The 25,431-nt window shown below is 64.1% G+C and carries 25 protein-coding genes; 12 read left to right on the top strand and 13 right to left on the bottom strand.

Annotated elements, in window-relative coordinates; genetic code table 11:
* The first annotated feature begins 44 nt into the window (after nucleotides 1-44).
* A complete protein-coding gene (gene mgtA / locus EKH55_RS16595; protein ID WP_151611849.1) occupies nucleotides 45-2,597 on the top strand; it encodes a magnesium-translocating P-type ATPase in 2,553 nt (850 codons plus the stop codon).
* A gap of 1 nt (nucleotide 2,598) precedes the next feature.
* Here mgtA and EKH55_RS16600 read toward each other — a convergent pair whose 3' ends face one another.
* The 3 genes from EKH55_RS16600 to EKH55_RS16610 form a co-directional block, all read right to left on the bottom strand.
* On the bottom strand, nucleotides 2,599-3,303 hold the full coding sequence (locus EKH55_RS16600; RefSeq protein ID WP_069459920.1) for an SOS response-associated peptidase: 705 nt from the start codon (nucleotides 3,301-3,303) through the stop codon (nucleotides 2,599-2,601).
* A 109-nt stretch (nucleotides 3,304-3,412) separates the two neighbouring features.
* A complete protein-coding gene (locus EKH55_RS16605; protein WP_151612006.1) occupies nucleotides 3,413-3,856 on the bottom strand; it encodes an SRPBCC family protein in 444 nt (147 codons plus the stop codon).
* Between the two features lie 25 nt (nucleotides 3,857-3,881).
* Nucleotides 3,882-4,157, bottom strand: a complete 276-nt coding sequence (locus EKH55_RS16610) for a BON domain-containing protein (RefSeq protein WP_069460037.1) — start codon at nucleotides 4,155-4,157, stop codon at nucleotides 3,882-3,884.
* A 281-nt stretch (nucleotides 4,158-4,438) separates the two neighbouring features.
* Here EKH55_RS16610 and EKH55_RS16615 point away from each other — a divergent pair, with 281 nt between their 5' ends.
* Nucleotides 4,439-5,383 (top strand): AEC family transporter, encoded by a 945-nt coding sequence (locus tag EKH55_RS16615; protein WP_069460036.1) that lies wholly within the window; start codon nucleotides 4,439-4,441, stop codon nucleotides 5,381-5,383.
* Nucleotides 5,384-5,420: 37 nt separating this feature from the next.
* Here EKH55_RS16615 and EKH55_RS16620 read toward each other — a convergent pair whose 3' ends face one another.
* The 3 genes from EKH55_RS16620 to EKH55_RS16630 form a co-directional block, all read right to left on the bottom strand.
* Nucleotides 5,421-6,275, bottom strand: a complete 855-nt coding sequence (locus EKH55_RS16620) for a C40 family peptidase (protein WP_151611850.1) — start codon at nucleotides 6,273-6,275, stop codon at nucleotides 5,421-5,423.
* A gap of 8 nt (nucleotides 6,276-6,283) precedes the next feature.
* Nucleotides 6,284-6,628: a MarR family transcriptional regulator gene (locus tag EKH55_RS16625; RefSeq protein ID WP_151612008.1), complete on the bottom strand. Its 345-nt coding sequence runs from the start codon at nucleotides 6,626-6,628 to the stop codon at nucleotides 6,284-6,286.
* Between the two features lie 127 nt (nucleotides 6,629-6,755).
* Nucleotides 6,756-7,640, bottom strand: a complete 885-nt coding sequence (locus EKH55_RS16630) for a DMT family transporter (RefSeq protein ID WP_151611851.1) — start codon at nucleotides 7,638-7,640, stop codon at nucleotides 6,756-6,758.
* Between the two features lie 749 nt (nucleotides 7,641-8,389).
* Here EKH55_RS16630 and EKH55_RS16635 point away from each other — a divergent pair.
* The 3 genes from EKH55_RS16635 to dnaJ all read left to right on the top strand — a co-directional run bounded on the left by EKH55_RS16635 (nucleotide 8,390) and on the right by dnaJ (nucleotide 14,201).
* On the top strand, nucleotides 8,390-10,609 hold the full coding sequence (locus EKH55_RS16635; RefSeq protein ID WP_151611852.1) for a transglycosylase domain-containing protein: 2,220 nt from the start codon (nucleotides 8,390-8,392) through the stop codon (nucleotides 10,607-10,609).
* Between the two features lie 252 nt (nucleotides 10,610-10,861).
* A complete protein-coding gene (gene dnaK / locus EKH55_RS16640; protein WP_151611853.1) occupies nucleotides 10,862-12,787 on the top strand; it encodes a molecular chaperone DnaK in 1,926 nt (641 codons plus the stop codon).
* 286 nt (nucleotides 12,788-13,073) lie between these two features.
* Nucleotides 13,074-14,201: a molecular chaperone DnaJ gene (gene dnaJ, locus EKH55_RS16645; RefSeq protein ID WP_151611854.1), complete on the top strand. Its 1,128-nt coding sequence runs from the start codon at nucleotides 13,074-13,076 to the stop codon at nucleotides 14,199-14,201.
* Nucleotides 14,202-14,253: 52 nt separating this feature from the next.
* Here the strand turns inward: dnaJ and EKH55_RS16650 are convergent, their stop codons facing one another.
* Complete coding sequence (locus tag EKH55_RS16650; RefSeq protein WP_151611855.1) at nucleotides 14,254-15,153, bottom strand: DUF2182 domain-containing protein; 900 nt, start codon at nucleotides 15,151-15,153, stop codon at nucleotides 14,254-14,256.
* 4 nt (nucleotides 15,154-15,157) lie between these two features.
* Entirely contained in the window at nucleotides 15,158-15,793 is a 636-nt protein-coding gene (locus EKH55_RS16655; protein ID WP_069459914.1) for a DUF1326 domain-containing protein, read from the bottom strand.
* Nucleotides 15,794-16,002: 209 nt separating this feature from the next.
* On the opposite strand from EKH55_RS16655, the gene recF reads away from it, so the two are divergent.
* Genes recF through EKH55_RS16670 form a run of 3 tightly spaced genes read left to right on the top strand, consistent with a single transcriptional unit; the run spans nucleotide 16,003 to nucleotide 18,418 of the window.
* Nucleotides 16,003-17,127 carry a DNA replication/repair protein RecF gene (gene recF / locus EKH55_RS16660; RefSeq protein WP_151611856.1) on the top strand — a complete coding sequence of 375 codons (1,125 nt, stop codon included), beginning with the start codon at nucleotides 16,003-16,005 and terminating at the stop codon, nucleotides 17,125-17,127.
* Nucleotides 17,128-17,177: 50 nt separating this feature from the next.
* On the top strand, nucleotides 17,178-17,939 hold the full coding sequence (locus EKH55_RS16665; RefSeq protein WP_151611857.1) for a molybdopterin-synthase adenylyltransferase MoeB: 762 nt from the start codon (nucleotides 17,178-17,180) through the stop codon (nucleotides 17,937-17,939).
* Entirely contained in the window at nucleotides 17,939-18,418 is a 480-nt protein-coding gene (locus EKH55_RS16670) for a GNAT family N-acetyltransferase (protein WP_069459912.1), read from the top strand. The genes EKH55_RS16665 and EKH55_RS16670 overlap by 1 nt, the downstream gene beginning before the upstream one ends.
* Before the next feature lies 1 nt (nucleotide 18,419).
* Here EKH55_RS16670 and EKH55_RS16675 read toward each other — a convergent pair whose 3' ends face one another.
* Nucleotides 18,420-19,424, bottom strand: a complete 1,005-nt coding sequence (locus EKH55_RS16675; protein ID WP_069459911.1) for a 2-hydroxyacid dehydrogenase — start codon at nucleotides 19,422-19,424, stop codon at nucleotides 18,420-18,422.
* Between the two features lie 227 nt (nucleotides 19,425-19,651).
* Between EKH55_RS16675 and EKH55_RS16680 the strand changes: the two genes are divergently transcribed.
* Nucleotides 19,652-20,200 (top strand): SH3 domain-containing protein, encoded by a 549-nt coding sequence (locus EKH55_RS16680; RefSeq protein ID WP_083265386.1) that lies wholly within the window; start codon nucleotides 19,652-19,654, stop codon nucleotides 20,198-20,200.
* A 14-nt stretch (nucleotides 20,201-20,214) separates the two neighbouring features.
* On the opposite strand, the gene EKH55_RS16685 is transcribed toward EKH55_RS16680, so the two are convergent.
* Nucleotides 20,215-21,207 (bottom strand): adenosine kinase, encoded by a 993-nt coding sequence (locus EKH55_RS16685; RefSeq protein WP_069459910.1) that lies wholly within the window; start codon nucleotides 21,205-21,207, stop codon nucleotides 20,215-20,217.
* An 89-nt stretch (nucleotides 21,208-21,296) separates the two neighbouring features.
* Nucleotides 21,297-21,722, bottom strand: a complete 426-nt coding sequence (locus EKH55_RS16690; RefSeq protein WP_069459909.1) for a VOC family protein — start codon at nucleotides 21,720-21,722, stop codon at nucleotides 21,297-21,299.
* Nucleotides 21,723-21,788: 66 nt separating this feature from the next.
* Between EKH55_RS16690 and EKH55_RS16695 the strand changes: the two genes are divergently transcribed.
* Nucleotides 21,789-22,382: a TetR/AcrR family transcriptional regulator gene (locus EKH55_RS16695; protein WP_069459908.1), complete on the top strand. Its 594-nt coding sequence runs from the start codon at nucleotides 21,789-21,791 to the stop codon at nucleotides 22,380-22,382.
* A gap of 21 nt (nucleotides 22,383-22,403) precedes the next feature.
* Here EKH55_RS16695 and nth read toward each other — a convergent pair whose 3' ends face one another.
* Nucleotides 22,404-23,171 carry an endonuclease III gene (gene nth, locus EKH55_RS16700; protein WP_069459907.1) on the bottom strand — a complete coding sequence of 256 codons (768 nt, stop codon included), beginning with the start codon at nucleotides 23,169-23,171 and terminating at the stop codon, nucleotides 22,404-22,406.
* Between the two features lie 22 nt (nucleotides 23,172-23,193).
* Between nth and EKH55_RS16705 the strand changes: the two genes are divergently transcribed.
* Both EKH55_RS16705 and EKH55_RS16710 read left to right on the top strand, forming a co-directional pair.
* Nucleotides 23,194-23,706 (top strand): DUF2244 domain-containing protein, encoded by a 513-nt coding sequence (locus EKH55_RS16705; protein ID WP_151611858.1) that lies wholly within the window; start codon nucleotides 23,194-23,196, stop codon nucleotides 23,704-23,706.
* 153 nt (nucleotides 23,707-23,859) lie between these two features.
* Nucleotides 23,860-24,732, top strand: a complete 873-nt coding sequence (locus tag EKH55_RS16710; protein ID WP_069459905.1) for a methylated-DNA--[protein]-cysteine S-methyltransferase — start codon at nucleotides 23,860-23,862, stop codon at nucleotides 24,730-24,732.
* 53 nt (nucleotides 24,733-24,785) lie between these two features.
* Here the strand turns inward: EKH55_RS16710 and EKH55_RS16715 are convergent, their stop codons facing one another.
* Nucleotides 24,786-25,421, bottom strand: coding sequence for a 2,3-bisphosphoglycerate-dependent phosphoglycerate mutase (locus tag EKH55_RS16715; RefSeq protein WP_151611859.1), 636 nt, complete (start codon nucleotides 25,419-25,421; stop codon nucleotides 24,786-24,788).
* Nucleotides 25,422-25,431 lie beyond the last annotated feature (10 nt).

Here is a 25,431-nt window from a genome sequence, read left to right on the forward strand (position 1 = left end):
CTTGCTCGTCGGAGTGAGCCACGTCGGGGGATTGGACAGGGCGTATGCCAGACGCGGATGATGGGAGCCCCTACTGGAGCGTGGACCAAATCGCGGTGGCGGATTCGCTTGGATCCGGACCGAATGGACTTACCTCTGATCGCGCTGCCGCCCGGCTTGCCTCGGTCGGCCTCAACAGCGTCGAGGACGCCGCGCATCTAAGTGCCCTGCGCCTTTTGCTGCGCCAGTTTGAAAGCCCACTCGTTCTTATCCTGGTTTTCGCCGCGGCGATCTCACTTATTCTGCGCCAATGGATCGATGCCGGAATTATTCTGGCCATCGTTATTGGAAGTGCGCTGCTGAGCTTCTTTCAGGAGCACCGGGCCTCCGCCGCCGTCGAGGAGTTGAAGAAACGCCTTGCGCTGACCTGCCGCGTCATTCGCGACGGGGCGGAGCGAGAGATCCCGGTCAGCATCATCGTGCCCGGCGACGTCATCCTGCTGTCCGCTGGCAATCTCATTCCCGCCGACGGTGTCGTGATCGAGGCAGCGGATTTCCTCGTCAGCGAGGCCGGCATGACCGGCGAGTCCTTCCCGGTCGAGAAGCGCCCGGGGGCGGTCCGGCGGGACGCGGCGATCGCGGAACGGACGAATTGCGTGTTTCTGGGGGCGTCGGTGCGTAGCGGCACGGCCAGGGTGCTCGCGGTCAAGACGGGGCATCGAACCGAGTTCGGCGCGATCGCCGCCCGTTTGCACGCCCGTCAGCCAGAAACCGACTTTGCCCGAGGCGTGCGCCAGTTCGGCTATCTGCTTATCCGTGTGATGGTTGTCATCGTCCTGTTCGTGCTGACCGTGAACTTGCTGCTCGATCGTCCGGTGGTCGAATCGCTGCTCTTCGCGGCGGCTCTGGCTGTTGGGCTGTCGCCGGAGCTCCTGCCCGCGATCATCAGCGTGACGCTTTCGGCTGGCGCGCGCACCATGAGCCGGCGTGGCGTCATTGTGCGCAGGCTCGACGCCATTGAGAATCTTGGCAGCATGGACATTCTCTGCACCGACAAGACCGGCACGCTGACCGAGGGCACCATCGTGCTGAGCGAGGTGCTCGATACGGCGAGTCGGCCCTCTGACGAAGTCAGACGCCTGGCCCATGTCAATGCCGCGCTTGAGACCGGGATCGGGAACCTGCTGGATGCGGCCATTGTCGCGGCTGGCGAGAGCCTGGGATTGTCCATCATCGGTCTGACCAAGATCGACGAGATCCCCTATGATTTCGAAAGGCGTAGGCTGACCGTCGTCGTGGCCGAAGATGCCGCACCGGGACAGCACCTGATTGTCACCAAGGGGGCATTTGCCAACGTCCTCGATATCTGCACGTCGCTCGAGCGCGATGGCGCGACGGCACCTCTGGATGAGGCCGCGCGGGCAGATCTGGAGGCCGTTTTCAAGGCGAAAGGCCACCAAGGCTTTCGCGTGCTGGCCCTGGCCACCCGCCGCGTTGTCGCGAGGGCTGACTACGACCGCCAGGATGAATGTGAGATGACTTTTCGCGGGTTCCTGGTGTTCCTCGACCCGCCCAAGCCTGATGCGAAGCAGACGATCAGCGATCTCGCCCGGCTGGGCATCGCGATCAAGGTGATCAGCGGCGACAACCGCCATGTCACCGCCCACATGGCTGAGGCCGTCGGGTTGAACGCCAAGTCGATGCTGACCGGAGCGGAACTGGCCGGGCTCAAGGACGAGGCGCTATGGCACCTGGCTCCGCGCACCGATCTTTTCGTCGAGGTCGACCCGCAGCAGAAGGAACGGATCGTCCGGGCCCTGCAGCGCACCGGCCATTCCGTGGGCTATCTGGGAGACGGGATCAATGACGCACCAGCCCTCTACACGGCCGATGTCGGCATTTCCGTTGACGATGCGGTGGATGTTGCGCGCGAAAGCGCCGACATCATCCTGCTGAGCCGCGACCTGGACGTGCTTCGCACGGGTGTCGAGGACGGCCGCCGGACCTTTGCCAACACTCTCAAATACATCTCGATCACGACAAGCGCGAATTTCGGCAACATGATCAGCATGGCGCTGGCGACGCCACTCCTGCCGTTCCTGCCGCTGGCGGCCAAGCAGATCCTTCTGAACAATTTCCTTTCGGACGTGCCCTCGATTGCGATCTCCAGCGACAACGTCGACCCGGAGCGGGTGCTCCGTCCCCAGGGCTGGAACGTCAAGGACATCCAGAAATTCATGATCGTCTTCGGGCTGATCAGCTCGGTCTTCGATCTTTTGACGTTCGGCGTGCTGCTCCTCCTCTTCCAGGCGGACGAGGCGACGTTCCAGACCTCCTGGTTCATGATATCCCTGCTGACGGAACTGGCGGTCGTGCTCGTCCTGCGGACCCACAAGCCCGCCTTTCGCAGCATGCCCAGCCGGTTGCTCCTGTGGTCGACCCTTGCCGTGGTCATCGCCACCTTCGCGATGCCATTCCTTGGGGACTTGACGTCGGTGTTCGGTTTCGTGCCGCTCTCGACCGCCCTGCTTGCCGCCATCGTTGCTATCGTGCTCGGATATATCGTAGCCACAGAAGCGGCCAAGGCGCGGTACTTCCGTTTGGAGAACTCGACGTGAGTCAGGCCTCCGGGTCGACCTGCTCGAGAATATCCGCCGCTTCGTATTTCGGCGAGCCCACCTTTCTGTCGATCGGCCACATGATCATCAGTTCGGCCGGGAACGGTTTCATCAGCTCCGAGGGATCCGGCTCCGGCGAGAGCCAGCGCTCGTAGTCGGCCCGGTGCAGGACCACCGGCATGCGGTCGTGGATTGTTGCCATCATTTCGTTCGGCGGGCAGGTGATGACGCAGAAGGTGCGGATATCCTCGTCGGTTTTCGGATCGCGCCAGGTCTCCCACAGGCCGGCCAGCGCAAAGGGTTCGCCGGACTTCATGGCGATCGCATAGGGCTGCTTGTTCTTGCCGGTGCCGTAGATGTCCTTCCATTCGAAGAAGCCGTCGATCGGGATGAGGCAGCGGCGGCTGCGATAGGCGTGCTTGAAGAGGCCATTGGTCGCGATACCCTCGCAGCGCGCATTGACCGGCGGCCGGCCGGTCGCCTTCATCCAGCGCGGCATCAGTCCCCAGCGTGCGCTGACGAAGGTGGGACCGAAGACATCCGGGTCGCGGATCACGTCGGTGATGATAATCGGATAGGTGAGCGACGGCGCACCGTTATAGCGCGGAAGCTGGTTTGCCATTCCCTCGACCGCCTGCCGCTCGGCGAAGGAGAATTCACGCAGCAGCGCATCGAGAGTGCTCTTGATATAGACGCGTCCGCACATCGGCCGTCCTCCCTTGAGGGGAGGGTACCGCGACGACGCGCCGCGTCAATGAAAACGTCCTGCGGTCGAAGCCGGAAAGCCGGAGATGCGGTGAATTCCGAACGGATGATCAGCCTTCGACATAGGTCTTGATGTTCCGTGCCTGAATTTCCCATCCCTCGTCATTGCTGCGCAAAGCCGCCGCCCGCTGGTCCTCCGGCAAGTTGTCGAACCCGGATTCGATGATCGTCAGGCGCGTGCCCGTGGCCGTCGGCTGCAGGTGAAATTCGACCCGCGTCGCGGGTTCCCGCAACGGATCCGGATCCGGGTCTTGCGAGTGCGGCCACCGGAACCAAAAAAGCCGCGGCGCCTCCATGCGCTCCGTGACCGAAGTCCATTTGACTCCTTCATGGCCCGGATAGGTTATTTCGCCGGTGGTGACCTCCCCGACGACAAAAGGTCCGTCGAGCCGAACCCGAAACCATTCCCCGAAGGCATTGTGGTCGGTCAGGGCGTGCCAGACGTCTTCGGCCGGTGCGTTCACCTCGACGGTCTTTTCGATGCGGTTCTCCACCATGCAATCTCCTGATCCGCGGGGGTCATTCCTCCGCTTTTTCTCCGCGCGCCGTCAGCTGATTGTCGACGCGCGCGACGCCGATCACCGCGGCTGCGGCTTCGCCGAGATGGGCGACGTCCGCCTCCGTCGCGACCGTGCCCGAAAGCAGGATCCAGTTGCCCATTGCGGTGATGGAAACATCGCGCGTGTCGATTGTGGTCGCATAACGAAGGAAGCGTCCAACCTTCTCCGCCAGCGCGTCGTCGGTCAGATGCGGGTGGTCGTCTCCGCGTGAATAGATCGAATGCTCCGTAGCCATGTCCATACCCCGTCGAGGCCAACGCTTGTGCGGACCGAAATGTTCCGAAGCCGGGCGGCATGCTTGCTCCTGCGATCGTGGCCATGACATTGCAGCGCCGCGTCTTTCCCGGCGCGCAAAGATCGCTGAAACGCTTGGATCCGCGCATCGAGATTTCCGAAAACCGGTTCCGATCGTCGGGCCGATGCGCTAAACCTCCATCAAAGAAGGCGCGATTTCCGCGATCCGCGCCACCCGTCCCTCCGGATCGCTTCCCCATCTTTTTGGACCAAGGCCCATCGATGTCCGAAGTCTTTCTGAACGTGCTTCCGATCTTCATTCTGATTCTGACCGGCTGGCTGGTGGTGCGGTTCGGCTACCTGAAACCGGCCGTCGGCGAGGCGCTCGGCGATTTCGTCTTCCGCGTCGCCGTGCCGGTCCTGCTCTTCCGCACCATTGCCGAGGCGGATTTCCGGGAGGGCTCGCCGTGGCCGCTCTGGCTTGCTTATTTCTCCGGCGTCGCAGTCACCTGGACCATGGGCCATCTCGCCGCGACGCTCGGTTTCGGGCGCGACCCTCGCATGGGCGTGCTCGCGGGCGTATCCTCGGCTTTCGCCAATACGGTCTTCATCGGCCTGCCGCTGGTCTCGCGTGTGGTGGGGGAGGAGGGCGTGGTGGCGCTTTCGATCCTGCTCTCGGTGCATCTGCCGGTGATGATGATCGCCGGAACGGTGTTCATGGAACGCGCCGAGCGTAAGACGAGCGGCAAGCCGGGCCAGGGGCTCGGCCGGCTGCTTGCGGGCGTCGCGCGCAATCTCGTCCGCAATCCGCTGGTGATCGGGCTTGCCCTCGGCGCGCTCTTTCACCTCCTCGGCCAGCCGCTCGGCGGGCCGGCGAAAATCGTCGTCGATCAGCTTGCTGCCGTTGCAGCACCTGCTGCGCTCATCTCGATCGGCATGGCGCTCGACCGCTACGGTGTGGCTGGCAATACCGGGCTCGCCAGCGTCACCAGCGGTCTGAAGCTCGTGGTGCTGCCGGGCACCGTCTTCGCCGCCTGTCATCTCCTGGGCTTGAGCGAGAGCTGGACCGCCGCTCTGGTGCTGACCTCGTCCGTGCCGACCGGCGTCAACGCTTGGCTGATCGCCAACCATTTCAATGTCGGCCATGCGCTCGCCTCCTCGACGATCACGCTGACCACGGCGCTCGGCGTCGTCAGCGTTTCCGCCTGGGCCTATCTGTTGATGTGATTCGCGCCGTCGCGCCAAACCTGCGCACGCGATGATCTCAAGGCCGCCGATATCCGGTCGGCTGAGCGTAGAGCCAGCCGATCCGGCGGATGGCGTCGTCCAGCCCTTCGCGGGCGACGGTCATCGTGTGGCCGTTTGCATGCAGCAGTGTCAGCTCGTCTTCCATGATGGCGACATGGCCTTTCCAGAAGACGAGATCGCCGCGAACGAGCTCTTCGCGCCCGATCGGCCTGCCGATCGCCTCCACCTGCATATCGGTGTCGCGCGGAACGTGGCGACCCGTCATCAGCATGGAAAGCTGGACAAGGCCGGAGCAGTCGATGCCGAAACCGGAGCGGCCGCCCCACAGATAGGGCGTTTCAAGCATGCGGGCGGCAACCGACACGTAGTCTTCAGCGACGGGTAGCCCGGCCGGGGCGCAATGATCGGCGACGACCGCCAGCCCGCCATCGAGCAGGAAATAGCGCATGCCGCGCGTCTCCGTCTCCCCCACGACCGTGAGCCGGCTTCCCATCGAAAGGGCGAAGGCCTGAGGAAAGCGCAGGTCCGCGCCGCGATAGGCGAAGGTCCGCGGCACCTGGACGATGTGGGTCGGAGGCAGGGTCGCGTCTTCCATCGCGCCGTGTGGCACATAGCCGACGTAACCGTCGAGCTCGGATTTGACCCAGGCCCAGCCGTCGGCGACGTCGAGAACCCGCGCCGCCTCTCCATAGAGCAGCTCCGTATCCGCGCCACAGGCAAGGTCCGGCCTTGCCCTGAGCGGCGTCACCGGCGCTGAGACCGTCGCCGGCCTGCCTTCGACGTAGCGCTTCGCATCTATCACGCCGCGCAGGCGCGCCTCGGCAAGGTCCTCGCGATAGGCATTGAGACGGCGATCGAGGGTGTCGGGCATGGCTGAGCTCACAGTTTCCGTCCCTGATTGATGATCAGATCGCCGATTTTTTCAAGGTAGAGAGCACCCTCCACCGTGCGTTTGATGATGACATTGCGTCGGTCGCGGTCGTCGCGCACCCGATCGACGAGACCGAGCGCGCCCATGGTGTCGAGCGCCCGCGTGATTACCGGTTTCGTCACGCCGAGGGTCGCGGCGAGGCCGCGCACGGTGTGCGGCGGCGGCACCAGATAGATTTCGAGCAGGATCGCCATCTGGCGCAGCGTGAGGTCGCGGCTGTCGATGCGCACCTGCTCGCGCGAGACCGCGTGCCAGAGCCCCAGCGCTTGGGAGGGCGTCAGTTCGACCGGCAAGGGAAACTCCTGCGCAAAACCACTCGCCGGCACCCTAGCCGCCCGATCGTTACGCAAGCGTTTCTTCCAGACGTGAATCCTGGTGGGCCGCCTCCTCACGTGGACGAGAGCGAGCGCCCCTTGTCCGTCATCGCGACAGACCGGCCTTGCGCCTTGCGACGACGCGTTCGCGCCAGACGGTGAAGATGCCGGCGGCCACCACTATAGCCGAACCGGCGATCATGTTCGTGGTCAATGTCTCGCCGAAGATGGTGACGCCCATGATCGAGGCGAAGACGAGCTGCAGATAGGTAAGCGGCTGGACCGCGACCGCGTCCAGCATGTCATAGGCGCGAATGAGGAAATAGTGGCTGACACTGCCGGTGATGCAAAGCAACAGCATCCAGCCCCAGTCGAAAGGTGCAAGATTCGTCCAAAAGAAGGGGCCGACCAGGCTGATCGAAACGGCGCCGACGACACCCGTATAGAAGAAGCTGGTCATCGCCGGGTCGTCGCGGCTGACGAGCCGTGTCGCGATCACATAGATCGCAAACATCAGCGCCCCGGTCAGCGGCAGCAAAAACTCCATGTCGAATGCGTTCCCGCCGGGCTTCAGGATCAGAAGCACGCCGAGAAGTCCGGCCCCGATCGCGGTCCAGCGCCGCCAGCCGACGCGCTCGCCGAGCAGGGGCATGGACAGGAGCGCGACGAAGATCGGGGTGGCCGCCAGGATCGCCTGCGACAGCGCAAGCCCGACGACGGTGAAGGAGGTGATGATGACGACGATCTGCGCCGGCAGGAGCATGCCGCGCATCACTTGCAACGCCGGCCTCTTCGTCACCGCCGTCACCGCAAGCCCGCCCGGCGCCCGCGCTGCAAGAAAGACCGCGAAGGCGGCAAAGACCCAATAGCGGATCATCGCCACGAAAACCGGCGGGTAGATGGCGCCGAGATGTTTGGAGATGCCGTCCTGAATCGAGAAGATGACGATTGCAGAAAGCGCGAAGACGTAGCCGTTTGCCTTGGGTTTCATGCCGTTGCCGATACACGCGCCTACTGCATTTCTCTTCAAAGTGCTACCGTGATCTTTGCGCGTCTGACAAGACGCGCGCCGCTGTAGCGGCCGTGGCCAATGCCCGGGGCCGAGAGAAATAAAAAGACCCCGAGCCGGGAGGAGGTGGCGTCGGGGTCTTTAATCTAGGCCGGCTCTTGGGAGGAGGAGTGAACCGACCGACACCGAGCGCCGCGGGAGGAGGTGCAGCGCTTCGATGAGGAGGAATATAAATCATTCCGCCTGACGTAACAGTGTCGATGTTGCATTGCAGCATTGCATGGGACGCACATCGGAACCTCCTATCAACTCCGGCAGGCCCGACTGGTTCCACCGATTCGATCCGTGCCTGCGGGCGGCGTCTTGGGGATTGCGTTTCGGGAGGAGCAGCCGCAACGCCTTGAACCCTCGGCATTTTTCCCTATCCCGCTTCTTAACGCCCCCTTAAATTGCCGCATTTAGAGTTCAACGCATCGGCCCGGTCGGACCTGCTGGCGACCTCGGTCCAGGACGCGCAGCGCCGTAGGGCCTCGCGTGACACCGGCAATCGCTACGGCGCCGCGCGTCTTTTCAGACGCGCAATAGGGCTAGGGAGATTGGTGAAGCGGGCCGACGATCGGAGCGGGATCAGGAACAATAGCGGGATTTCCGCCCTGTCCGGCGCCGACCTATCAGAATCGATCGCGTTTTGATTGACCATCATCGTGATCCAGGGGACATATCCTTCCGGCATGGCGAGCAGAAAATCAGGACAGCGGATCGAACCTTCCTTTGGCGACGATGAGGACGACGGCCTGCGCGTCGACGCGACCGACCGCGTGAGCGGCGGGGGTCGAGTGGCGAATCGCGCCCGGAGTGCATCGAAGAAGCGGCGCGAACCTCGCGGCGGGCGCCGCCGGGGCGGCTCCGGCGGGGGTTTCTTCGGCCTTGCGCGCCGCCTCTTCTACTGGTGCATCGTGCTCGGCATCTGGGGTGCGATCGGTGTCGGCGGGCTCGTCCTCTATTATGGCGCGCGCATGCCGAGCGCGACGACCTGGACGATCCCGGACCGGCCGCCGAACGTCAAGATCCTCGCGGTCGACGGCGACATCATCGCCAATCGCGGCGCGACCGGCGGCGAGGCGCTCGCGCTCGAGGAGATGTCGCCCTACATCCCGCAGGCGGTGATCGCCATCGAGGATCGCCGCTTCTACTGGCATTTCGGCGTCGACCCGCTGGGGCTCGCGCGCGCCATGCTGACAAATCTTACGAGCGGCCGCATGGTCCAGGGCGGCTCGACGTTGACGCAGCAGCTCGCCAAGAACCTGTTCCTTTCGCCCGAGCGTACGCTCGAACGCAAGGTGCAGGAGGTTCTGCTCGCGCTCTGGCTCGAGCACAAATACACGAAGGACCAGATCCTGACGATGTATCTGAACCGCGTCTTCTTCGGCTCCAACGCCTATGGTGTCGAGGCTGCGGCGCGGCGCTATTTCAACAAGTCGGCGCGCGACGTCAATCTCGGCGAGGCGGCGATGCTTGCCGGCCTCTTGAAGGCGCCTTCGCGCCTCTCGCCCGCGCGCGACCCGGAAGCAGCCGAGGAGCGCGCTCAGGTGGTGCTCGGCGCAATGCGCGAGGAAGGCTACATCACCGACGCCGAGATCAAGACGGCGATGTCGCAAACGCCGACGCGGGCGAAAAGCTTCTGGTCGGGAGCGCAGTATTACGTCGCCGACATGGTGATGGACCAGCTTCCCGGCATGATCGGCGAGATCAAGCAGGACCTGATCGTCGACACCACCATCGACCTGGCGCTGGAAAAAAAGGCCGAGGAGGTCATCGCCGCCACGCTCGACGAGGAGGGTGGCAAGCTCAATGCCGCCCAGGCAGCCCTCGTCTCGATCGACGGCACCGGCGCCATCCGGGCGCTCGTCGGCGGCAGGGACTATGCCGAAAGCCAGTTCGACCGCGCCTCCAAGGCGAAGCGCCAACCGGGTTCCGCCTTCAAGCCCTTCGTCTATGCGGCCGCGCTCGAAATCGGCCGCACGCCGATGTCGGTCCGCAACGATGCGCCGGTCCGGATCGGCAACTGGACGCCGGAGAACTATGACCAGAAATATCGCGGCGAGGTGACGCTCGCCGATGCGCTGGCCAATTCGCTGAACACGATCGCCGCCCAGCTGGTCATGGAGGTCGGGCCGCAGAACGTGGTCAAGCTCGCGCATCGGCTCGGGATCGATTCCGAGATGCAGGCGAACGCCTCGATCGCGCTCGGAACGTCGGAGGTGAGCCTCGTCGAGCTTACCTCGGCCTATGCGCCCTTCATGAATGGCGGCTTCAAGGCGACGCCGCATGTCATCCGCCGCATTTCCACCGCGGACGGAACCGTGCTCTACGAAAACACCTACGACAATCCGCCGCGCGTGCTCGATCCGGCGATCGTCAGCGAGATGAACCAGATGATGGTGCGCGTGCTGACGAACGGCACCGGCAAGAGGGCCCGCCTCCCGGACTGGGAGGTGGCGGGCAAGACCGGCACGACGCAGTCCTTCCGCGACGCGCTGTTCGTGGGCTATACCTCCAACCTGACGACCGGCGTCTGGTTCGGCAATGATGACGGCAAGTCGATGAAGAAGGTGACCGGCGGCGGCTTGCCGGCCAAAGCCTGGCACGATTTCATGGTCGCTGCCCATAGGGGCCTGTCGCCTTCGCCGCTCTTCGGCACGACCGGTGTGCAGCCGGTTTTCGATCAGGGCGGCGCTGTTGCCGGCGCACTTGCGAATGGCGATGGCTTTGTCGGGGGCGACGCCGAGGCTTTCCCCGAACCTCCGCCCGTCGACGGTGCGCTCGCGGTCGATCAGACGCGCCCGGCGGGAGAGCCGGCCGGCAGCGGTCCGATGCCACCGGCCGGCGTCGGCGAGGCGACGGGAACGACCCGCCGCACGACGCTGTTCGAGCTTTTGACCGGCGGCTGACGGGGCTTCCGCCCCGAACTGCGGTGCGGGCGGCGAATCCCCTTTGCGGACGGGCTTTGCCGATGTGCAAAAAGCGGCTTGTATTTGCCGCTGCTCAAGCCGCAGAATGCCTTGCAGTCCGATACGCCGGTCCTTATATACGCCGCATCGACGCAGCCCGTCGCTGCGTTCCAATTGAAGACCATCCCGCTAGGGGCTGTCCCATGAATGCCTGACCGGGGTTCCGACAGTCCGCTGTAAGGAGAGAACGACATGGCTAAAGTTATTGGTATCGACCTCGGAACGACGAACTCCTGCGTCGCCGTCATGGACGGAAAGGACGCGAAGGTGATCGAAAACGCCGAGGGCGCGCGCACGACCCCCTCGATGGTGGCCTTCACGGACGACGGCGAACGCCTCGTCGGCCAGCCGGCCAAGCGCCAGGCGGTCACCAATCCGGAAAATACCCTTTTTGCGATCAAGCGCCTCATCGGCCGCACTTTCGCGGACCCGACGACGCAGAAGGACAAGGGGATGGTCCCCTACAAGATCATCAAGGCCGACAATGGCGACGCCTGGGTGGAGGCGCACGGCAAGACCTACTCGCCGTCGCAGATCTCCGCGATGATCCTTCAGAAGATGAAGGAGACCGCCGAATCCTATCTCGGTGAAAAGGTCGAGAAGGCCGTCATCACCGTCCCCGCCTACTTCAACGACGCCCAGCGCCAGGCCACCAAGGACGCCGGCAAGATCGCCGGTCTCGAAGTGCTGCGCATCATCAACGAGCCGACTGCGGCCGCGCTCGCCTACGGCCTCGACAAGAAGGAAGGCAAGACAATCGCCGTCTACGACCTGGGCGGCGGCACCTTCGATATCTCGGTGCTCGAAATCGGCGACGGCGTCTTCGAGGTGAAGTCCACCAACGGCGACACCTTCCTCGGCGGTGAAGACTTCGACATGCGTCTCGTCGAGTACCTCGCGGCCGAGTTCAAGAAGGAGCAGGGCATCGACCTCAAGAACGACAAGCTCGCGCTGCAGCGCCTGAAAGAGGCAGCCGAAAAGGCGAAGATCGAGCTGTCGTCCTCGCAGCAGACCGAAATCAACCTGCCGTTCATCACGGCCGATGCAAGCGGTCCGAAGCACCTGACGATGAAGCTGTCGCGCGCCAAGTTCGAAAGCCTGGTCGAGGATCTCATCCAGAAGACGATCGCCCCCTGCAAGGCGGCGCTGAAGGATGCCGGGGTCTCGGCTGCCGAAATCGACGAAGTCGTTCTCGTCGGCGGCATGACCCGCATGCCGAAGGTCCAGGAAACCGTGAAGCAGCTGTTCGGCAAGGAGCCGCACAAGGGCGTCAACCCGGATGAGGTGGTCGCGATGGGCGCCGCCATCCAGGCCGGCGTTCTGCAGGGCGACGTCAAGGACGTGCTGCTGCTCGACGTGACCCCGCTGTCGCTCGGCATCGAAACGCTCGGCGGCGTCTTCACCCGTCTGATCGAGCGCAACACGACGATCCCGACGAAGAAGAGCCAGGTCTTCTCGACGGCCGACGACAACCAGTCCGCCGTGACCATCCGCGTCTCGCAGGGCGAGCGTGAAATGGCGGCAGACAACAAGCTGCTCGGCCAGTTCGATCTCGTCGGCATTCCGCCGGCGCCGCGCGGTGTGCCGCAGATCGAGGTGACCTTCGACATCGACGCCAACGGCATCGTCCAGGTATCGGCAAAGGACAAGGGTACGGGCAAGGAACACCAGATCCGCATCCAGGCCTCCGGTGGACTTTCCGATGCCGACATCGAGAAGATGGTGAAGGATGCCGAAGCCAATGCCGAAGCCGACAAGAAGCGCCGCGAAGCGGTCGAGTCCAAGAACCAGGCCGAAAGCCTGATCCACTCCTCGGAGAAGTCGCTGAAGGAATATGGCGACAAGGTGTCGGAAACGGACCGCAAGGCGATCGAAGACGCCATTGCGGCGCTGAAGTCCGCCGTCGAGGTCGCCGAGCCGGACGCCGAGGACATCAAGGCCAAGACCAACACGCTCATGGAAGTTTCCATGAAGCTTGGCCAGGCCATCTATGAAGCGCAGCAGGCCGAAGCCGCCAATGCCGACGCGGCAGCCGACGCCAAGCGCGATGGCGAGGACGTCGTCGACGCCGATTATGAAGAGGTCAAGGACGAGGACGACCGCAAGCGGTCTGCATAACGCCGTCCTGCCGCAACCGAGCCCGGGAGCGATCCCGGGCTTTTCTCTTGCCCGAAGCATCCGAAGCGGTAGACGGGCGCCGATGGCCGACGGGCAGGAGCCGGCTCGAGCGCGCCGGAAGAGTTTGCCAGCGGGTTCGGTGCGGCAGCAAAAGTGAGATATTTCCGATAAAAACCGCTCGGACTATGGTATGGCGCTTTCAGGTTTACTAAATCCTGTGCAAGACATTCGCATCCGTCGGATCCTTCGCGCTGGCAAGCCCTGTGAACAGGACAATCTTTGAAGCATGAAACGTGATCTTTACGAAACGCTTGGCGTGGGAAAGAACGCAGACGAGAAGGAGCTGAAGAGCGCCTTCCGCAAACTGGCGATGAAGTATCATCCGGATCGTAATCCCGGTGACACGGAAGCGGAACGAACCTTCAAGGAAATCAACGAAGCCTATGAGATGTTGAAGGACCCGCAGAAGCGGGCGGCCTACGACCGCTACGGCCATGCGGCCTTCGAGCAGGGTGGCATGGGCAACGGCTTCGCGGGCGGCGGCGCCAGCGGCTTCTCCGACATTTTCGAGGACATCTTCGGCGAGATGATGGGCGGCCGCCAGCGCCGCTCGACGGGTGGGCGCGAGCGCGGAGCGGATCTCCGCTACAACATGGAGATCACGCTCGAGGAGGCCTATACGGGCAAGACGGCGCAGATCCGTGTGCCCACCTCCGTCACTTGCGACGTCTGCACCGGAACGGGCGCCAAGCCCGGCACCAGTCCGAAAACCTGCTCGACCTGCCATGGCAGCGGCCGCATCCGCGCCGCCCAGGGCTTCTTTTCGATCGAACGCACCTGTCCGAGCTGCGGCGGCCGTGGCCAGACGATCACCGATCCCTGCACAAAGTGTCACGGCCAGGGCCGGGTGATGGAGGAGCGCACGCTCTCGGTCAATATCCCGGCCGGTATCGAGGACGGCACGCGCATTCGCCTTTCCGGCGAGGGCGAGGCCGGGCTTCGCGGCGGTCCGCCGGGCGACCTGTATATTTTCCTTTCGGTGAGGCCGCATGAGTTCTACCAGCGCGACGGCGCCGATCTCTATTGCAGCGTTCCGATCTCGATGACGACGGGGGCGCTCGGCGGCAAGTTCGACGTGACCACGCTCGACGGAACGAAATCCCGGGTGACGGTGCCCGAAGGCACCCAGGCCGGTAAGCAGTTCCGCCTGAAGGGCAAGGGTATGCCGGTGCTGCGCTCCAGCCAGATGGGCGATCTCTATATCCAGATCCAGATCGAGACGCCGCAGAAGCTCACCAAGCGACAGCGAGAACTCCTGCAGGAGTTCGAGCAGATCTCCTCGAAGGAGAACAATCCGCAGTCGGCGGGCTTCTTCTCCCGCATGAAGGATTTCTTCGACACGTTGAGCGAGTGACGGCCAGGACGCGCAAAAGCAGACATCGGGCCGGGCTCAATCTCCGCTTGGGTCAGAGCGTCCCCGGCAGCAATTGCCAGAGGCCTGCCGCAATGAGCACCGCGCCGGCCGCACGGGGAAGAACGCGCCCGGCGCGCACCAGCTTCTCGACGAGAACCAAGCCAGCGATCGCCGCGATCCACAGCACATTCATGATGCCGCCGACGAAAAGCAGAGCCATCAGGGCCCAGCAGCAGCCGACGCAATAAAGTCCATGGCGAAAGCCGAGTGCGACTGCGCCGCGCGGATCGCGGCGAAAGCCCCCATGGGTCTGGATGAAAACGATCGGCGCCTGGCAATGACTGAGGCAGGCGTCCTTGAGCGGGGTCCACTGGTAAAGTCCCACCACCACCAGCACGATGCCGCTGAAGACGCGGCTGGCGCTTGCGAGCGCCGGCGACAGCAGCGTTCCTTCGAGCAGCCATTGTCCGAGCGTTGCGGCGAGCGCGAAGCCCGTCCAGGCGAGCAGGTAGCCGCCCGCAAAAAAGCCGGTTGCGGCGAAGGGCTTCCCCTGGCGCAGGCTGTGCCGCCCCACATGCGCATAGAGAAGGATCATCGGCGTCGCCGAGGGAAGCATCATGCCGACCATCATGACGATCCACATCGTCGCCATGACGCCGGCCTCCACCGCGCTCCACGGCCGCGGCTCGAGGCCGAGAACCGAGGCAAGTCCGCCGGCTTGCTGATCCGTCCCCAGGGACCTGCCGGTTTCCGCCGGCATGTGCATATCCGCGCCCATGCCCATATTCGTGCCCATGCCTATATCTGTTCCGGGCACGGCCATGCCGCCCATATCCATGGTCGCAGCCAGCCACAGGATGTAGATCCAGGAGATCGCCGTCAGCGTGGCGAGCGAGGCGGCGACGATCATCCGGTCGCGCCGCAAGAGGCTCACAAGCGCACTATCAGCCATGGCGTCAGTGGACCACGCCGCTTTCGGTCATGTGGAGCTTCGCGAAATGCGCGTGCGAATCCGAGAGCGAGACGGACACCGGACCCGTCGCCGTTGCCCAGCCGCGCCCCACCTCGCAGGTATCGTATTCGAAGCCGTCCGGTAGCGTGAGGCGGGCGCGATGGGGTGTCCCGGTCACCGGATTGACGATAGGCTCTCCGCGCGCCTCGATCCAGCCCGGAACGTTGACGCGGGCCGTGCGGCCATCCACGTCCATTTCGAACTCGATCGGTGCGAAAACCGGATCGTGGACCTTCTCGAAAGTCGTCGAGAACACTTGGAAGAACGTCGCGCCGGGCTCGGTGTCCTGTCCGCTCATGATCCGCAACAGTGCCCCGCGCTGCTCCTCGGAAGCGCGCTCATCGACGATCGGCACGACCTCGCCGCCGCCCTCATGGATCGCGCCCGGCCAGGCGACGATCATGCCGCATCGCAGGCCATCGAGCCGGGTATCGCCATGGTGCCCCTGCTCGATCTCCACCACGCCGATCGCGCGGCAATTCCCTTGCGTCGGCAGGGCATTGTACTGACAGGGGCAGCCATAGGCGCAATTACAATGAATGAATTCACGGCCCTTGATTGTCCATTTGACGTCAACCATCGTCTCCTCCCGGTTTTCTGCTCTTCTGTTCGTCAAACTCCCTGCGCTTCCGGCACGTTCATTAGGTGGGGAGAATATATCGTCGAACAGCGTTCGTGCCAACTTTGGGTCCGTCCGCGGAAGAACAGGCGGCGCCCGGGCGCGGTCTTTCGCCTTGCCTTGGCTCGCCTTTCGTCCTACCTGACAGGAACGTCGAATCCGGACCCGCAATGCCCCACAAGGTCTACATTACGCGCCTCAAGCTCACTGACTTTCGCAACTACGCTTCGGTGGCGTTTGATCTCGACCCGCGTCATGTGGTGCTGACCGGCGAAAACGGTGCGGGCAAGACAAATCTCATGGAGGCGATCTCCTTCCTGTCACCCGGGCGCGGCCTGCGTCGCGCCGCTTACGCGGATGTGGCGCGCGTCGGCGCCGCGGACGGCTTTTCCGTATATGCCGTGGTCGACGGCATGGCGGGGCCGGTCGAAATCGGCACGGGGACGGCGGGCGGGGAAGAAGGGCAGTCGCGCCGGCTGAGGCTCAACGGCACGCCGGCACGCACGGTCGACGAACTTACCGACCACCTGCGCGTGCTCTGGCTGACGCCGGCCATGGACGGGCTCTTCACCGGCCCGGCCGGCGATCGCCGCCGCTTTCTCGACCGGCTGGTGCTTTCGCTCGATCCCGAACACGGGCGGCGGGCGAGCGAGTTCGACCGCGCCATGCGCAGCCGCAACCGCCTGCTTTCGGAGTTCCGGCCGGATCCTTCCTGGCTTTCGGCGATCGAGCGCGAAATGGCGGGGCTCGGCGTATCGATGGCGCGCGCGCGGCTGGAAATGCTGGGCCTGCTCGCGGGTCTTGTCGAGCGCAACCGGGCGAACGGCTCCTTCCCCACTGCCCGCCTTTCGCTTTCCGGGTTCCTCGACGATTGCCACGACCTGCCGGCCTATGACGTCGAGCAGCGCTATCTCGCCATGCTGCAGGAAGGCCGCCCCTGTGACGCCGCCGCGGGCCGCACGCTCGACGGCCCGCACCGCAGCGATCTGCTGATCCGCCACCACGAAAAGGACATGGAGGCGGAACGCTGTTCGACCGGCGAGCAGAAGGCGCTCCTGATCGGACTGGTGCTTGCCCATGCGCGCCTCGTCGGCGAGATGACCGGCCATGCACCGGTCCTGCTTCTCGACGAGATCGCCGCCCATCTCGACCGCAGGCGGCGTGCGGCCCTTTTCGATCGCGTCGATGAACTCGGCGGACAGGCCTTCATGACCGGCACGGATCGGGCGATGTTCGAGGCGCTCGGCGAGCGGGGGCGCTACCTGACAGTTGCAAACGGCCGCATTTCGGAGTGACATCGGCACTGCCGAAGTCCGCTTCGGCGAATATCCAGACGGAGAAGGAAATGACCGCAGCAGCCCTCGATCCCTCCGAAATCGCCCGCTATGCGCGTCATATCGTTCTGGCCGAGATCGGCGGCGCAGGCCAGCAGAAGCTGAAGGCCGCGCGCGTGCTCGTCGTCGGCGCCGGCGGGCTCGGCGCGCCCGTCCTGCAATATCTTGCCGCCGCCGGCGTCGGAACGCTGGGTGTCGTCGACGATGATCGGGTGTCGCTGTCGAACCTGCAGCGGCAGGTCATCCACGGCACGAGCGATATCGACCGGCCAAAAGTCGAGAGCGCCGCGGACCGGATCGCCGACCTCAACCCGCATGTGAGGGTCGTGCCGCATGCGCTTAGGCTTCAGCGCGACAATGCCGAAGCGATCTTCCGCCAATACGACCTCGTCGTCGACGGCTCCGACAATTTCGAAACGCGCTATCTCGCGGCGGACGTGGCGGAAGCAGCCCGCGTGCCGCTCGTCACCGGCGCCGTCGGCCGTTTCGACGGCTCCGTCACCGTGCTGAAGCCCTATGAAATCGACGCTGGCGGAAATCCCCTCCCGTCCTACCGCGATCTCTTCCCGACCAAGCCGCCGGCCGGAGTTGTGCCGGCCTGCGCCGAAGCCGGCATCGTCGGCGCGCTCACCGGCGTCATCGGCACGCTTCAAGCGATGGAAGCCATCAAGCTCGTCACGGGCATCGGCGTGCCGCTGGTTGGCCGGCTGTTGCTCTACGATGCGATGGCCGCCGAGTTCAATACGATCCGCTACCGGCGCGGCAAAGCTTGATGGACACGATTCGATTAGATCCGGGCTTCGATCGCCACGACGAACTGCTCGCGCTGATTCTCGCCGCCTTTGCCTATATGGATGGACGGATCGATCCACCCTCCTCTGCCCACGCCTTGACGGTGGACTCGCTGCGCCGGAAGACGAGCGATGAGATCGCGTTCGGTGCGATCGCGGGCGGCGAGCTGCGCGGCTGCGTCTTCCTGAAGCCCGAGCCGAATTGCCTCTATGTTGGCAAACTCGCGGTTGCGCCTGCCTCCCAGGGAAAGGGGATCGGCCGGCATCTGATCGGCATTGCGGAGGAAAAGGCCCGCAGCCTTTCACTCCCGGCGCTGAGGCTTCAGACCCGCATCGAACTCACGGAGAACCATAAGATCTTCGCGGCCTGGGGCTTCGTCGAAGCGGGCCGCTCTTCCCATCCCGGTTTCGCGGGACCGACCTCGATCGAGATGAGGAAGGTGATCGGGCCGGCGCTTTAGTCTAATCCCGCCCCGGCAAGACGCGGTCCGGCGGCCGGTGGCCGTCGAAGAAGGTGCGGATGTTGATCACGACTTTTTCGCCCATGTCGACGCGCCCCTCGAGCGTGGCCGAGCTCATATGCGGCAGGAGCACGACCTTGCCTTCTCCGGCGAGCTTGATCAGCTTGGGATTGACGGCCGGCTCGTTCTCGAAGACGTCGAGGCCGGCGCCGGCGATCTTGCCCTCGCGCAGGCACTTGATCAGCGCCGTCTCGTCGATAACGTCGCCACGCGCCGTGTTGACGATGTAGCTGTCCGGACGCATCAGCGCCAGCCGCCGGGCTGACAGGAGATGATACGTCGCCGGCGTCGAGGGGCAGTTGACCGAGACGATGTCGACCCGCGCGAGCATCTGGTCGAGGCTGTCCCAATAGGTCGCCTCGAGCATTTCCTCGGTTTCCGGGCTGACGCGATGGCGGTTGTGATAGTGGATGGACAGGCCGAACGCCCTGGCGCGGCGGGCGACCGCAGTACCGATCCGCCCCATGCCGAGAATGCCGATGCGCTTGCCGGCAATGCGCCGGCCGAGCATCCATGTCGGCGACCAGCCCGCCCATTCGCCCTTGCGGTCCGTCAGGATGCGCGCACCCTCGGCGAGCCGGCGCGGCACAGCCAGGATGAGTGCCATCACCATGTCGGCCGTATCCTCCGTCAGCACGTTGGGCGTATTGGTGACGGTGATGCCCTTGCGGGCGGCCGCATCGACATCGATGTTGTCGACGCCGTTGGAAAAGGCGGCGATCAGCTTGAGCTGCGGCCCCGCCTGCTCGATCAGGGCCGCGTCGATCCTGTCCGTCACCGTCGGTACCAGCACGTCGACCCGCTTGACCGCGGAGACGAGCTCCGGCTGGCTGCGCGGCGAGTCGTCGATGTTCAGCTCCGCGTCGAACAATTCGCGCATCCGGGTTTCGACGACGTCCGGCAGTTTCCGGGTGATGTAGACGGTTGGCTTCTTCTTGCTTGTCATGCGCGCGAGCGGCCCTCGTTGACGGGTCCTTAACCAAGTTGGGCGATAGTTTCTCCCTATAGCCGCAGTTTCTACCAGACCCGGTGGGGAAGACAATTAAAAGTCGCTGCCCAGATACCGGATTTGCGACGCGTGCCCGGCCCGGCGCGCGAGATTGCGGCCGAGTCGGTTCGAAACGACCCGCGCCCATTGCGGTGGATCGATAAAGCTTCGCTTACGAACGGAAGATGAGCTTCGTCATGCGTCATGTCATTTTCAACGCCTCTGCCCTGCTATTGGCCATGTTCCTCGGAACGGCCCTGACGTCCGTCGCCCATGCCCAGGCGGCCAAGGGGCCGAGCGGACTGCCGCTCCCCCGCTTCGTCAGCCTGAAGGCGAGAAGCGTCAATCTCAGAATAGGCCCAAGCCTCGATTATGCGGTAGCGTTCCGCTATCTCAAGTCCGGCGTTCCGGTGGAGATCATCCAGGAATACGACAATTGGCGCCGTGTCCGCGATGCCGACGGGACGGAGGGCTGGGTCAACCAGGCGCTGCTTTCCGGCGACCGCACCGCCCTTGCCGCGCCATGGATGCGCGGCAAGGGCGAGGGCGTCTTCGTCAATCTAAGGCGCGATCCGCAGGGTACGGCGCCGATCGTCGCCCGTATGGAGCCGGGCGTGCAACTGCGCATCGGTGAATGCAACGGCGACTGGTGCCATGCCGAAACGCAAGGGGTGGAGGGCTGGATCGCGCAGAGCGAGATCTGGGGCGCGTACCCGGGCGAGGCCTTCAAATAGGCCTCGGCCTCGCCTCAGAGGAGCACGGCTTCCCTGGCTGCATCGGCGAGCGACACCATCGGCCGCGGCCCGATCTGGCCTATGACGATGCCCGCCGCCAGATTGCCGAGGCGGCTGCAGTCTTCGAGCGAGCGGCCGCTCGTATAGCCGTGGAGGAAGCCGGCGGCATAGAGGTCGCCGGCGCCGGTGGTGTCGACCACATTCCGGACTGCGCTTGCCCCCACCCGCACGCATTCGTTGCCGCGGATGACGACAGAGCCTTCCTCGCTCAGCGTCACGGCGGCGAGCTTGCAGTCCTTGGCGAGCTTCGCCAGTGCCAGGTCAAAATTCTCCGTTTTGTAAAGCGCCAGCGCTTCCTGCCGATTGGCGAAGACGATGTCGACGGTGCCCGAGCGCATCAGATCGAGGAACTCGTCGCGGTAACGGTGCACGCAGAAACTGTCGGACAGTGTCATCGCCGTTTCGCGGCCATGCGCATGGGCAATGCGCGCGGCCTCGCGGATCGCATCCTTGGCGCGCGGCGGATCCCAGAGGTACCCTTCGAAATAGGTCAGCCTGGATTCGGCGACCACATCGGCCTCGACATCCTCTGGACCAAGCTCGACGCAGGCGCCGAGATAGGTGTTCATCGAGCGTTCGCCGTCCTCGGTCACGAAGATCATCGAACGCGCGGTCGGCGGCACGGCTTCGAGCGGCTTCGTCTGGAAATGCACGCCCTGGGCGCGGATGTCATGGGTGAAGATCTGGCCGAGCTGGTCGTCGGCGATCTTGCCGAAATAGGCGGCACGCCCTCCGAGGCTGGCGACACCCGCCGCCGTATTGCCGGCGCTGCCGCCCGAGGCTTCGACCGCCGGGCCCATGCGTGAATAGAGCAGTTCCGCCCGCTCCGCGTCGATGAGGTTCATCGCGCCCTTGATGATGCCGTTCTCCACGAGGAAGTTGTCGTCGCAGCGCGCAATGATATCGACGATGGCATTGCCGATCGTCAGAACATCGAATCTTGTCATGAGCCCCCGTCCGGTTTCCTGAATGGCCGGTAATCGTTAATACCGGTTTTCCGGGCATTTGGAAGCCGAAACGAGCAAAAGGGGCATAATCACTTCGGCAGTGCCGTCGGCTCGTACAGTGCAGCGAATTCGCCGCTTGGCGGGATCGGCTTGATGATGTCGATCATCACGCCGTTCGGATCGGCGGTGATGAAGTGACGCTGGCCGAACGCCTCGTCGCAGATCGGCTTCAGGATCGGAAGGCCGGCCGCCTGCGCATCTGCATATAGCCGGTCCGGATCGTCGACCTCGAAATTCAGAAGCAGGCCGCTCGCAGGCGCCCTATGCGTTTCCGGCACGGTGGCGTGGCGGTAGTCGAGGATTGCGAGCGTCACATGCTCGTCCTCCGTCGATTGGAGATGCACATACCAGTCGCTCTTGAAGAGAGCCTGGAAGCGGAAATGGCCGATGTAGAAGTCGGACGTGCTCTGCACGTCGGCGGTCATGATCACGGGATAATAGCTTGTCGATTTCATGCTTTTCCTCGCCTCTCCAATTACATACAATCTGCATGTATCATTATTAACATACAGGCTGAATGTATGCAAAGGAAAAGGCTCCGGAACACCAACCGGGAACGATCGGACAAAACGCGCACGGCCCTAATCGATGCCGCCCGCGAACTCTTCGTCGCAAAGGGTTATGCTGAAACGGCGACCCCGGAGGTCGTCGCTGCCGCAGGGCTGACGCGCGGTGCGCTCTACCATCATTTCGAAGACAAGAAGGCGCTGTTTCGGGCCGTGGTCGAAAAGGAGGCAGACAAGGTCGCCGCAACGATCGAAGAATTGGCTGGTGCGGGCCTCGCGCCACGCGAGACGCTCCTTGCGGGCGCCGCCGCCTATTTCGACGCCATGGCCGTTCCCGGCAGGGTCCGGCTCCTGCTGCTCGACGGACCGGCAGTCCTCGGCGTTACCGAGATGGCGGCGATCGACGCCGCTCATGGCGGACGAACGCTGGAGGAGGGGCTTGCGGCGGCCATGGCTCCGCGTCGTCTCGGCGACAAGGCCATCAAGGCGCTGGCCTTCCTGCTCTCGGCCGCTTTCGACCGGGCTGCGCTCGAGATCGATGCCGGCGCCGCGCGGGCGGACTATGCCTATGCGATCGACCGGCTGATCGATCGCCTGATCGCACCGTGAAGACCGCGATTGCGCCGCCGGTCAGCCGGCGACGGGAAGGATCTGCGGCGGCAGTTCCACGAGCGGGGCCGGGATATCGCAGCTCTTCTCTGGCGATTTGCAGAGGTCGGCGATGACGCAGCGTTCGCATTCCGGCCGGCGCGCCTTGCAGACATAGCGGCCGTGCAGGATCAGCCAGTGATGCGCGTGATAGAGATATTTTTCAGGGATCACGCGCAGCAGCTGCGCCTCGACCTCGTCCGGTGTCTTGCCGGGCGCCAGAAGTATGCGGTTGGCAATGCGAAAAATGTGCGTGTCGACGGCGATCGCCGCCTGACCGAAGGCCATCTGCAAGACGACGTTGGCGGTTTTGCGCCCGACCCCCGGCAGGGTGATCAGTTCCTCGCGCGTACGCGGGACTTCGCCGCCGAAGTCGCTAATCAGCTTTTTGCAGAGCGCAATGACGTTCTTCGCCTTATTGCGGTAGAGCCCGATCGTCTTGATGTAATCGCGCAGTCTCTCTTCGCCGAGCGCCAGCATTTTCTCCGGCGTGTCGGCAACGGCGAAGAGCGGGCGGGTCGCCCTGTTGACGCCGACGTCCGTTGCCTGGGCCGAAAGCGCGACGGCGACCAGCAGCGTGAAAGCATTGACATGCTCGAGCTCGCCCTTGGGATCCGGCCGCTGCACCGAGAAGCGGCGAAAGATTTCCTCGACTTCCGCCGTGCTGTAGGCGCTGCGCTTGCGTCCGGCGCGCCGCGGCGTCGCGGATTTCGACCTCAAGGCTCGCGGCGGTGATTTGACGTTTTTCATGGCGCATCTATAGTCATTAGGTATGACCGAAGGCAACGCCCAGCCACACATCGAGGACCAGCCGATCTTTTCGGCGGAGCTTACGCCGCATCGCTCCCTCGGCTTCAGGGGCTTTAAGATCCTGCTGATGATTGCCGGCGCGATGAGCCTCGTTCATACCGTCGTGTTCCTGGTCATCGGCGCCTGGCCGATCGTCTTCTTCTTCGGCCGGGATTTCTTCCTTCTTTTCGGCGCCTTCTGGCTAAACTACCACACGGCCCGCGCCCGCGAGGAGGTCAGCGTTTCGCGCACTGACGTCTCGGTCAAAAAGTTCGCACCGTCGGGGCGGATGACCGAGCACCGGTTCAACACTTTCTGGGCCCGTTTCATCATCAGGCGGCATCGGGAGATCGGTATCGTTTCGATGAGGATCGGCGGCCGTGGCCGGCAGATCGATATTGGCTCGTTCCTCAATCCCGACGACCGCGAAAGCTTTGCCCTTGCCTTTGCTCAGGCGCTCTCCACGGCCAGGTCGCGCAACTGCATGCGCCGCTGAATCGACTTCGATTTCAGGGCCCACAGTCATTCGATTGAATGAGTGCATTTTGCCTCCGAGGGACCCGCGGCGCCATGGGCATTCCACGCGACAGGAATCGGGTGGTTATCCGCTCCCCTGCGTGGTTAGCTGCGGCATGACAGGAGATCAGCCATGAACGTCGCCACATCCATCCCGACGGACATCACCCCCGACGGCACCGACTACGACACGGTCAGGCGTGTGATTGAGATGCTGACGGAGGACTATCGCGAACAGCCATCACTCGAGAGGCTTGCCGGCCGGCTGGGTCAGTCGCCGACGCAATTGCAGAAGGTCTTTACCCGTTGGGCGGGCCTTTCGCCAAAGGCCTTTCTTCAGGCCGTCACGCTCGATCGTGCCAAGCGGCTGCTGCGCGAGGAAGACATGCCGCTCCTGGAGGCGAGTATCGAAGTCGGACTCTCCGGACCGGGACGGCTTCACGATCTCTTCGTCACGCATGAGGCGATGTCGCCCGGCGAATGGAAGGCGCGCGGCGGCGGCTTGACCATTCGCTACGGCTATCACCCGTCGCCGTTCGGAACGGCATTGGTGATGGTGACCGATCGCGGGCTTGCGGGTCTTGCCTTTGCCGATCCCGGCGAGGAGCGCGCAAGCTTCGAGGATATGGCGCGCCGGTGGCCGAATGCGGCCTATATCGAGGACAGCGCGGCGACGACCCGCTATGCCGCTCGCATCTTCGATTCGGATCGCTGGTCAGCCGAGGAGCCGCTCCGGATCTTCCTGATCGGCTCGGATTTTCAGGTGAGGGTCTGGCAGGCGCTGTTGAAGGTGCCTTTCGGCAAGGCCACGACCTATTCCCGGATCGCGGACGAGATCGGCCAGCCGTCGGCGTCCCGGGCCGTCGGCGCGGCTGTCGGCCGTAACCCGATCTCCTTCGTCGTGCCCTGCCACCGCGCGCTTGGCAAGGGTGGCGAGCTCACCGGCTACCATTGGGGCCTGACGCGCAAACGCGCGATTCTCGGTTGGGAAGCAGGAAGGGCGTGAGGCGATAAAAGGGGCGCCGCGGCGCCCCTTTCTTGAAAACAGATATATGGCGCTCAATGCGCGCCCGACATGTCGCCGAGCACTTCCTTGGAGGCGACCGTGGAGTCCGACTTCAGCTTGTAGACCATCGGCACGCCGGTCGCGAGGTTGAGGTTCAGGACTTCTTCCTTCGTGAGCCGGTCGAGCACCATGACGAGCGCGCGCAGCGAGTTGCCGTGGGCAGCGACCAGCACCTTCTCGCCGGAAAGCACGCGCGGCAGGATGTCGGTCAGATAGTAGGGCCAGACGCGGGCACCGGTGTCGCGCAGGCTCTCGCCGCCGGGCGGCGGCACGTCATAGGAGCGGCGCCAGATGTGGACCTGCTCCTCGCCCCATTTCTTGCGGGCGTCATCCTTGTTGAGCCCGGAGAGATCGCCGTAGTCGCGCTCGTTGAGCGCCTCGTCGCGGATCGTTTCCAGCGACGATTGACCGACGGCGTCGAGCACCAGCTGGCAGGTCCGCTGCGCGCGGACGAGGGAGGAGGTGAAGGCGATGTCGAACTTGATGCCGTAGTCCGCGAGCGCCTTGCCGCCCCTCTTCGCCTCTTCGACGCCGAGCTCGGTCAGGTCCGGATCGCGCCAGCCGGTGAACAGGTTCTTCAGGTTCCAGTCGCTCTGGCCGTGCCGGACGAGGACGAGTGTGCCGCTCATTTCGATTTCC

The sequence above is a fragment of the Sinorhizobium alkalisoli genome (assembly GCF_008932245.1).
Lineage (GTDB): Bacteria > Pseudomonadota > Alphaproteobacteria > Rhizobiales > Rhizobiaceae > Sinorhizobium > Sinorhizobium alkalisoli.

Coding starts and splice junctions, on each gene's coding strand:
- mgtA (WP_151611849.1), top strand. CDS start 45: ATGCCAGACGCGGATGATGGGAGCCCCTACTGGAGCGTGGACCAAATC.
- EKH55_RS16600 (WP_069459920.1), bottom strand. CDS start 3,303: ATGTGCGGACGCGTCTATATCAAGAGCACTCTCGATGCGCTGCTGCGT.
- EKH55_RS16610 (WP_069460037.1), bottom strand. CDS start 4,157: ATGGCTACGGAGCATTCGATCTATTCACGCGGAGACGACCACCCGCAT.
- EKH55_RS16615 (WP_069460036.1), top strand. CDS start 4,439: ATGTCCGAAGTCTTTCTGAACGTGCTTCCGATCTTCATTCTGATTCTG.
- EKH55_RS16620 (WP_151611850.1), bottom strand. CDS start 6,275: ATGCCCGACACCCTCGATCGCCGTCTCAATGCCTATCGCGAGGACCTT.
- EKH55_RS16630 (WP_151611851.1), bottom strand. CDS start 7,640: ATGAAACCCAAGGCAAACGGCTACGTCTTCGCGCTTTCTGCAATCGTC.
- EKH55_RS16635 (WP_151611852.1), top strand. CDS start 8,390: ATGGCGAGCAGAAAATCAGGACAGCGGATCGAACCTTCCTTTGGCGAC.
- dnaK (WP_151611853.1), top strand. CDS start 10,862: ATGGCTAAAGTTATTGGTATCGACCTCGGAACGACGAACTCCTGCGTC.
- dnaJ (WP_151611854.1), top strand. CDS start 13,074: ATGAAACGTGATCTTTACGAAACGCTTGGCGTGGGAAAGAACGCAGAC.
- EKH55_RS16650 (WP_151611855.1), bottom strand. CDS start 15,153: ATGGCTGATAGTGCGCTTGTGAGCCTCTTGCGGCGCGACCGGATGATC.
- EKH55_RS16655 (WP_069459914.1), bottom strand. CDS start 15,793: ATGGTTGACGTCAAATGGACAATCAAGGGCCGTGAATTCATTCATTGT.
- recF (WP_151611856.1), top strand. CDS start 16,003: ATGCCCCACAAGGTCTACATTACGCGCCTCAAGCTCACTGACTTTCGC.
- EKH55_RS16665 (WP_151611857.1), top strand. CDS start 17,178: ATGACCGCAGCAGCCCTCGATCCCTCCGAAATCGCCCGCTATGCGCGT.
- EKH55_RS16670 (WP_069459912.1), top strand. CDS start 17,939: ATGGACACGATTCGATTAGATCCGGGCTTCGATCGCCACGACGAACTG.
- EKH55_RS16675 (WP_069459911.1), bottom strand. CDS start 19,424: ATGACAAGCAAGAAGAAGCCAACCGTCTACATCACCCGGAAACTGCCG.
- EKH55_RS16680 (WP_083265386.1), top strand. CDS start 19,652: ATGAGCTTCGTCATGCGTCATGTCATTTTCAACGCCTCTGCCCTGCTA.
- EKH55_RS16685 (WP_069459910.1), bottom strand. CDS start 21,207: ATGACAAGATTCGATGTTCTGACGATCGGCAATGCCATCGTCGATATC.
- EKH55_RS16690 (WP_069459909.1), bottom strand. CDS start 21,722: ATGAAATCGACAAGCTATTATCCCGTGATCATGACCGCCGACGTGCAG.
- EKH55_RS16695 (WP_069459908.1), top strand. CDS start 21,789: ATGCAAAGGAAAAGGCTCCGGAACACCAACCGGGAACGATCGGACAAA.
- nth (WP_069459907.1), bottom strand. CDS start 23,171: ATGAAAAACGTCAAATCACCGCCGCGAGCCTTGAGGTCGAAATCCGCG.
- EKH55_RS16705 (WP_151611858.1), top strand. CDS start 23,194: ATGACCGAAGGCAACGCCCAGCCACACATCGAGGACCAGCCGATCTTT.
- EKH55_RS16710 (WP_069459905.1), top strand. CDS start 23,860: ATGAACGTCGCCACATCCATCCCGACGGACATCACCCCCGACGGCACC.
- EKH55_RS16715 (WP_151611859.1), bottom strand. CDS start 25,421: ATGAGCGGCACACTCGTCCTCGTCCGGCACGGCCAGAGCGACTGGAAC.